The organism is Variovorax sp. P1_H2, from assembly GCF_056405295.1.
Genome location: NZ_JBFUCJ010000209.1, coordinates 1 through 5451 on the forward strand (window position 1 = coordinate 1; position 5451 = coordinate 5451).

General features: G+C 64.9%; 5 protein-coding genes. 3 read left to right on the plus strand and 2 right to left on the minus strand.

What is annotated here, in order from left to right; translation table 11 throughout:
• Positions 1-205: IS110 family transposase (locus AC1D2E_RS34520; protein ID WP_478201576.1), on the minus strand; the 205-nt coding region annotated here is incomplete at its 3' end.
• A gap of 776 nt (positions 206-981) precedes the next feature.
• Here AC1D2E_RS34520 and aceA point away from each other — a divergent pair.
• Positions 982-2301, plus strand: a complete 1320-nt coding sequence (aceA, locus tag AC1D2E_RS34525) for an isocitrate lyase (protein WP_478171856.1) — start codon at positions 982-984, stop codon at positions 2299-2301.
• Positions 2302-2385: 84 nt separating this feature from the next.
• Here the strand turns inward: aceA and AC1D2E_RS34530 are convergent, their stop codons facing one another.
• The gene (locus AC1D2E_RS34530; protein WP_478201577.1) at positions 2386-3351 is read right to left on the minus strand and encodes a GlxA family transcriptional regulator; all 966 of its coding nucleotides are present in this window, start codon (positions 3349-3351) and stop codon (positions 2386-2388) included.
• Between the two features lie 115 nt (positions 3352-3466).
• Here AC1D2E_RS34530 and AC1D2E_RS34535 point away from each other — a divergent pair, with 115 nt between their 5' ends.
• Entirely contained in the window at positions 3467-3778 is a 312-nt protein-coding gene (locus AC1D2E_RS34535; protein ID WP_478201578.1) for a putative quinol monooxygenase, read from the plus strand.
• 221 nt (positions 3779-3999) lie between these two features.
• The coding region (gene thrS, locus AC1D2E_RS34540; RefSeq protein WP_478201579.1) for a threonine--tRNA ligase at positions 4000-5451 on the plus strand (1452 nt) is incomplete at its 3' end.

The following is a 5451-nucleotide window of genomic DNA, read 5'->3' on the forward strand; positions in this document are numbered from 1 at the left end:
TCCAGTACACGCCCGTGGCCTCCATGCCCACCTGCTCGACGCCGAACGAGTCGAGCCAGTCGGCCAGCGCCAACAGGCCCGAGGTGGTCGTGGCAAAGGTGCGCACCTCCTGCAACGGGGGGCCGTCGCCGGCAATGCGCACGCACGCCGCCACGGTTTGCTTGTGAACGTCCAGACCCGCGCAGCGCGGATAGATGACTTGCATGATCGCCTCCAATGCGCGGCGACATCGGCGTGCGGCCCACGTCATCGAAGTCTGAAATGCGTGCTCAGGGGCGCGAAGCCCGAGGCGACAGTACGGGGTGCTCGTGGAGCCGCGGGTCCAACTAGGATTCGGGTTCGAGGCACCAAGTACAAACCGACCTCTGTGCCGGACGCCGCACCCGATTACACAGCGTTTCATGGGTCGTGGGTCGCGCACCGCGCGGTGGAGCAACTAGGATGAAACCGGGCCATTCGAATCTGGGAGCGCGTGGGCGGGCTCACGCCGACGGCGTACTCTGCTCCGCGAATGTCCCCCGGCCTGTGGCCTGCTCTTTTTTTCGCTGCGCAGAGCACACCATCGACGTGATCCGTCACAGCGGTCGTCGATCGACGATCGCGACACAGCGTTGCCCGTGCCGAGGGCATCGGGTGGCCCCCGGTGGCCTCGGCGCGCGGCCCTGACGCCTCTTTGAATTTCGATTGCGTTTCATGCGTCGCGGAAGGCGTATCGCGCCATGGACCATCGAATTTCAGCTCCCGCCCTCAACGGTTTCACGCGCGAAAAACTCGCTTCGCATTATGAAAAGAACGACTGCTGCGCCGCAATATTTTTTCTCAATACGAGAAAATTAATTTTGCATTGAGAAAAGTGATTGTAAGTTGTTGATTTTGCTCATATAAAAATATGTCTTCTATAAGACATAAGAGTAGGGCTCTCGCTTAAAGTAACTTCCACGACGCGACAGCGCCACCTCTCAATCAACCCTCGGAGTGACCATGCCCCAGACCATCACAGAACAACTGAGCCGCGAACAGCAGATTGCCGCCCTCGAAAAGGATTGGGCGACCAATCCGCGCTGGAAGGGCATCAAGCGCGGCTACAGCGCGGCCGACGTCGTGCGCCTGCGCGGCTCCTTCCCGATCGAGTACACGCTGGCCCGCCGCGGTGCCGAGAAGCTGTGGGACCTGGTCAACAACGAGCCCTACGTCAACTGCCTCGGCGCCCTGACCGGCGGCCAGGCCATGCAACAGGTGAAAGCCGGCGTCAAGGCGATCTACCTGTCGGGCTGGCAAGTCGCCGCCGACAACAACAGCTACGCCTCGATGTACCCCGACCAGTCGCTGTACCCGGTGGACTCGGTGCCGACCGTGGTCGAGCGCATCAACAACACCTTCCGCCGCGCCGACGAGATCCAGTGGTCCAAGGGCACGAACCCGGGCGACGAGGCCTATGTCGACTACTTCGCGCCGATCGTGGCCGATGCCGAAGCCGGCTTCGGCGGCGTGCTCAACGGCTTCGAGCTGATGAAGGCCATGATTCGCGCCGGCGCCGGCGGCGTGCACTTCGAAGACCAGCTCGCCTCGGTCAAGAAGTGCGGCCACATGGGCGGCAAGGTGCTGGTTCCGACCACCGAAGCGGTGCAGAAGCTGATCGCCGCGCGCATGGCGGCCGACGTCTGCGGCACGCCGACGCTGGTCATCGCCCGCACCGATGCCGAAGCCGCCGACCTGCTGACCAGCGACTACGACGAGAACGACAAGCCCTTCCTGACCGGTGAGCGCACCGCCGAAGGCTTCTACAAGACCAAGAAAGGCATGGACCAGGCGATCTCGCGCGCCATCGCCTACGCCTACTACGCCGATCTGGTGTGGTGCGAGACCGGCACGCCCGACCTCGAGTTCGCCCGCAAGTTCGCCGAGGCCGTGCACAAGGTGCACCCGGGCAAGATGCTGGCCTACAACTGCTCGCCGTCCTTCAACTGGAAGAAGAACCTCGACGACGCCACCATCGCCAAGTTCCAGCGCGAACTCGGCGCCATGGGCTACAAGTACCAGTTCATCACGCTGGCCGGCATCCACTCGATGTGGTTCAACATGTTCGACCTGGCGCAGGACTACGTGAAGCGCGGCATGTCGGCCTATGTCGAGAAGGTGCAGGAGCCCGAGTTCGCGGCCCGCGACCGCGGCTACACCTTCGTGTCGCACCAGCAGGAAGTCGGCACCGGCTACTTCGACGAAGTGACCACCGTGATCCAGGGCGGCAAGTCGAGCGTCACCGCGCTGACCGGTTCGACCGAGGAAGAACAGTTCCACTAAGACCGAGGGTCTCTGATTCATATCCCCGCGTGAGCGATCACGCGGGGATTTTTTTGTCTGCGGGCAGTGACGAGCGTGGGGGTCTCAGTCGGCGGCCATGCGAAGGTCGCGAACACCCCTGTCCAAGCGCTGGCGAAGCAGCGCACGCAGCGTGACGCCCTCGGCGTAGCCGACCAGGGTCGCGATCTGCTCCAGGCTCTTGTCGCTGGTCTTCAGCAGGTGCACCGCACGCTCGACCCGCAGGTCCTGGAAGTACGACAGCGGCGTCTTGCCGAGCACCTGCTGCATGCGGCGCGCCAGCGTGCGCTTGCTGGTGCCGGCGGCCAGCGCCGCATCGTCGAGCGAGAAGCCTTCGGCCAGCCGGCCGCGGGCCCAGCGTTCGAAGCGCTCGACGGTCGGATCCGAATGGCTCAGGTGGTCGGTGATCACGTAGGCCGACTGCGAGGGCCGCGAGTCGACGATCAGGTACTTCGCCACCAGCGTGGCCAGCTCGGGGCTGGCCTGGCGCACCAGCAGCAGCGCCATGTCGACATGGCTCAGCGCGGCACCCGCGGTGACGAAGGCGCCGGAATTCACCAGCATGCGCGACTCGTCGAGCCGCACCGCCGGGTAGCGCTGGCGGAACAGCGTCGACAGCCACCAGGTGGTGGTTGCGTTCTGGCCGTCGAGCAGGCCCGATTCGGCGAGCACGAAGGTGCCGATGCAGGCCGCGGCGATCCGGACGCCGCGCGCCGACTGCTCGCGCAGCGCGGCCGTGGCGTCCGCGATGTCGCGGCGCCGCAGCGCGGCCTGGAGCCCGTCAGGCGTCTTCTCGCCGATCGCCGGGATCACCGTCCAGTCGGGCGTGCGTGCCGGGCCGGCAGGCAGCACCGGCACGCCGAGCCCCTGCGCGGTGCGCACCTTCCGGCGCATGCCGACCAGCGCGACGTCGAAAGGCGGCCCCGCCAAGCCGAGCATGCCGGCCAGTTCGTTGGCGGTGCCGAAGACGTCCTGCACCGTCGCCAGGCCGGTATCGAACACGCCGTCGAGCGCGAGGATGTCGATCTTCATGGCAATAACGATATCAAAGATGTCAAAAATGCCAATAGGACAAAGCCGAGCCCGGGCCTAGAGTTTCATGGCAGGTCGACGCAATCCCGCGCAACCGCAGCCACAGGAGACCCTCATGATCAAGTACGCACTGTTCGCCCGCCTCGAAGCCAAGCCGGGCAAGGAAACCGAAGTCCAGCAGTTCCTCGAAGCCGGCCTGGCGATGGCGCGGGACGAGAAGACCACGCCGATCTGGTTCGCGCTGCGCCTGTCGCCGAGCACCTTCGGCATCTTCGATGCTTTCGAGGACGAGGCCGGGCGCCAGGCCCACCTGGCCGGGCCGATCGCCCAGGCCCTGATGGCGAAGGCGCCGGACCTGTTCGCCCAGCCGCCGTCGATCGAGCAGATCGACGTGCTGGGCCTGAAGAATGCCGCGCCGGCGAGTTGATCGGCGCAGCGGATAGAATCTGCGCCTCAGTCTCAGCACCCACAAGAGCGAGAAAGGCACCCTGGTTATGACACCGCGAACTACACCGCACGCAACGAGCGGTCTTTTCCCCGAAGGAAAAGGCCGGTAGGCCGCGCACGCTGGAAATCTCTCCAGCCCATGAACCAGAGCCAAGCGCGGTCCACGACCGCGCTTTTTTTATTTCTCGTCGAGGTTTTTCCATGATCCAGATCACGCTTCCCGACAACTCGCAGCGCGAGTTTCCCGGCCCGGTTTCGGTGGCCGACGTTGCCAAGGCCATCGGCCCCGGACTGGCCAAGATGACGGTGGCCGGCAAGGTCGACGGCCGGCTGGTCGATGCCAGCGACATCATCGACCACTCCGCCAAGCTGCAGATCATCACGCCCAAGGACGACGAGGGCCTGGAGATCATCCGCCACTCGACGGCCCACCTGGTCGGCCACGCGGTGAAGCAGCTCTACCCGACGGCCAAGATGGTGATCGGCCCGGTGATCGACGAAGGCTTCTACTACGACATCTCGTATGAGCGCCCGTTCACGCCCGAGGACATGGCGGCGATCGAGGCCCGCATGCGCGAGCTGATCGCGCAGGACTACGACGTGGTCAAGAAGATGACGCCGCGCGACGAGGTCATCGACGTCTTCAAGTCCCGTGGCGAGGACTACAAGCTGCGGCTGGTCGAGGACATGCCCGACGAGAAGGCCATGGGCCTCTACTACCACCAGGAATATGTCGACATGTGCCGCGGCCCGCACGTGCCGAACACGCGCTTCCTGAAGGTCTTCAAGCTCACGAAGCTGGCCGGCGCCTACTGGCGCGGCGACGCCAAGAACGAGCAGTTGCAGCGCATCTACGGCACGGCCTGGGCCGACAAGAAGCAGCTCGACGACTACATCCGCCGCATCGAGGAGGCCGAGAAGCGCGACCACCGCCGGCTCGGCAAGGAACTCGACCTGTTCCACATCGACGAGGCTGCGCCGGGCCTGGTGTTCTGGCATCCGAAGGGCTGGTCGATCTGGCAGCAGGTCGAGCAGTACATGCGCAAGATCTACCGCGAGACGGGCTACCAGGAGGTCAAGGGCCCGCAGATCCTCGACAAGAGCCTGTGGGAGAAGACGGGCCACTGGCAGAACTACCGCGAGAACATGTTCACGACGGAGTCGGAGAAGCGCGACTACGCGCTGAAGCCGATGAACTGCCCGGGCCACGTGCTGATCTTCAAGTCGGACCTGCGCAGCTACCGCGACCTGCCGCTGCGCTACGGCGAGTTCGGCCAGTGCCATCGCAACGAGCCGTCGGGCGGCCTGCACGGCATCATGCGGGTGCGCGGCTTCACGCAGGACGACGGCCACGTGTTCTGCACGGAAGACCAGATCCTCGAGGAGTGCGTGGCCTACACGGCGCAGTTGCTCAAGGTGTATGCCGATTTCGGCTTCACGGACATCCTCTACAAGGTGGCGACGCGGCCCGACAACCGCATCGGCTCCGACGAGCTGTGGGACAAGGCCGAGAACGCGCTGATGGAGGCGCTGCGACGCTCGGGCGTGGAGTTCGTGATTTCGCCGGGCGAGGGCGCGTTCTACGGCCCCAAGATCGAGTACACGCTGCGCGACGCGATTGGCCGCCACTGGCAGTGCGGCACGATGCAGGTC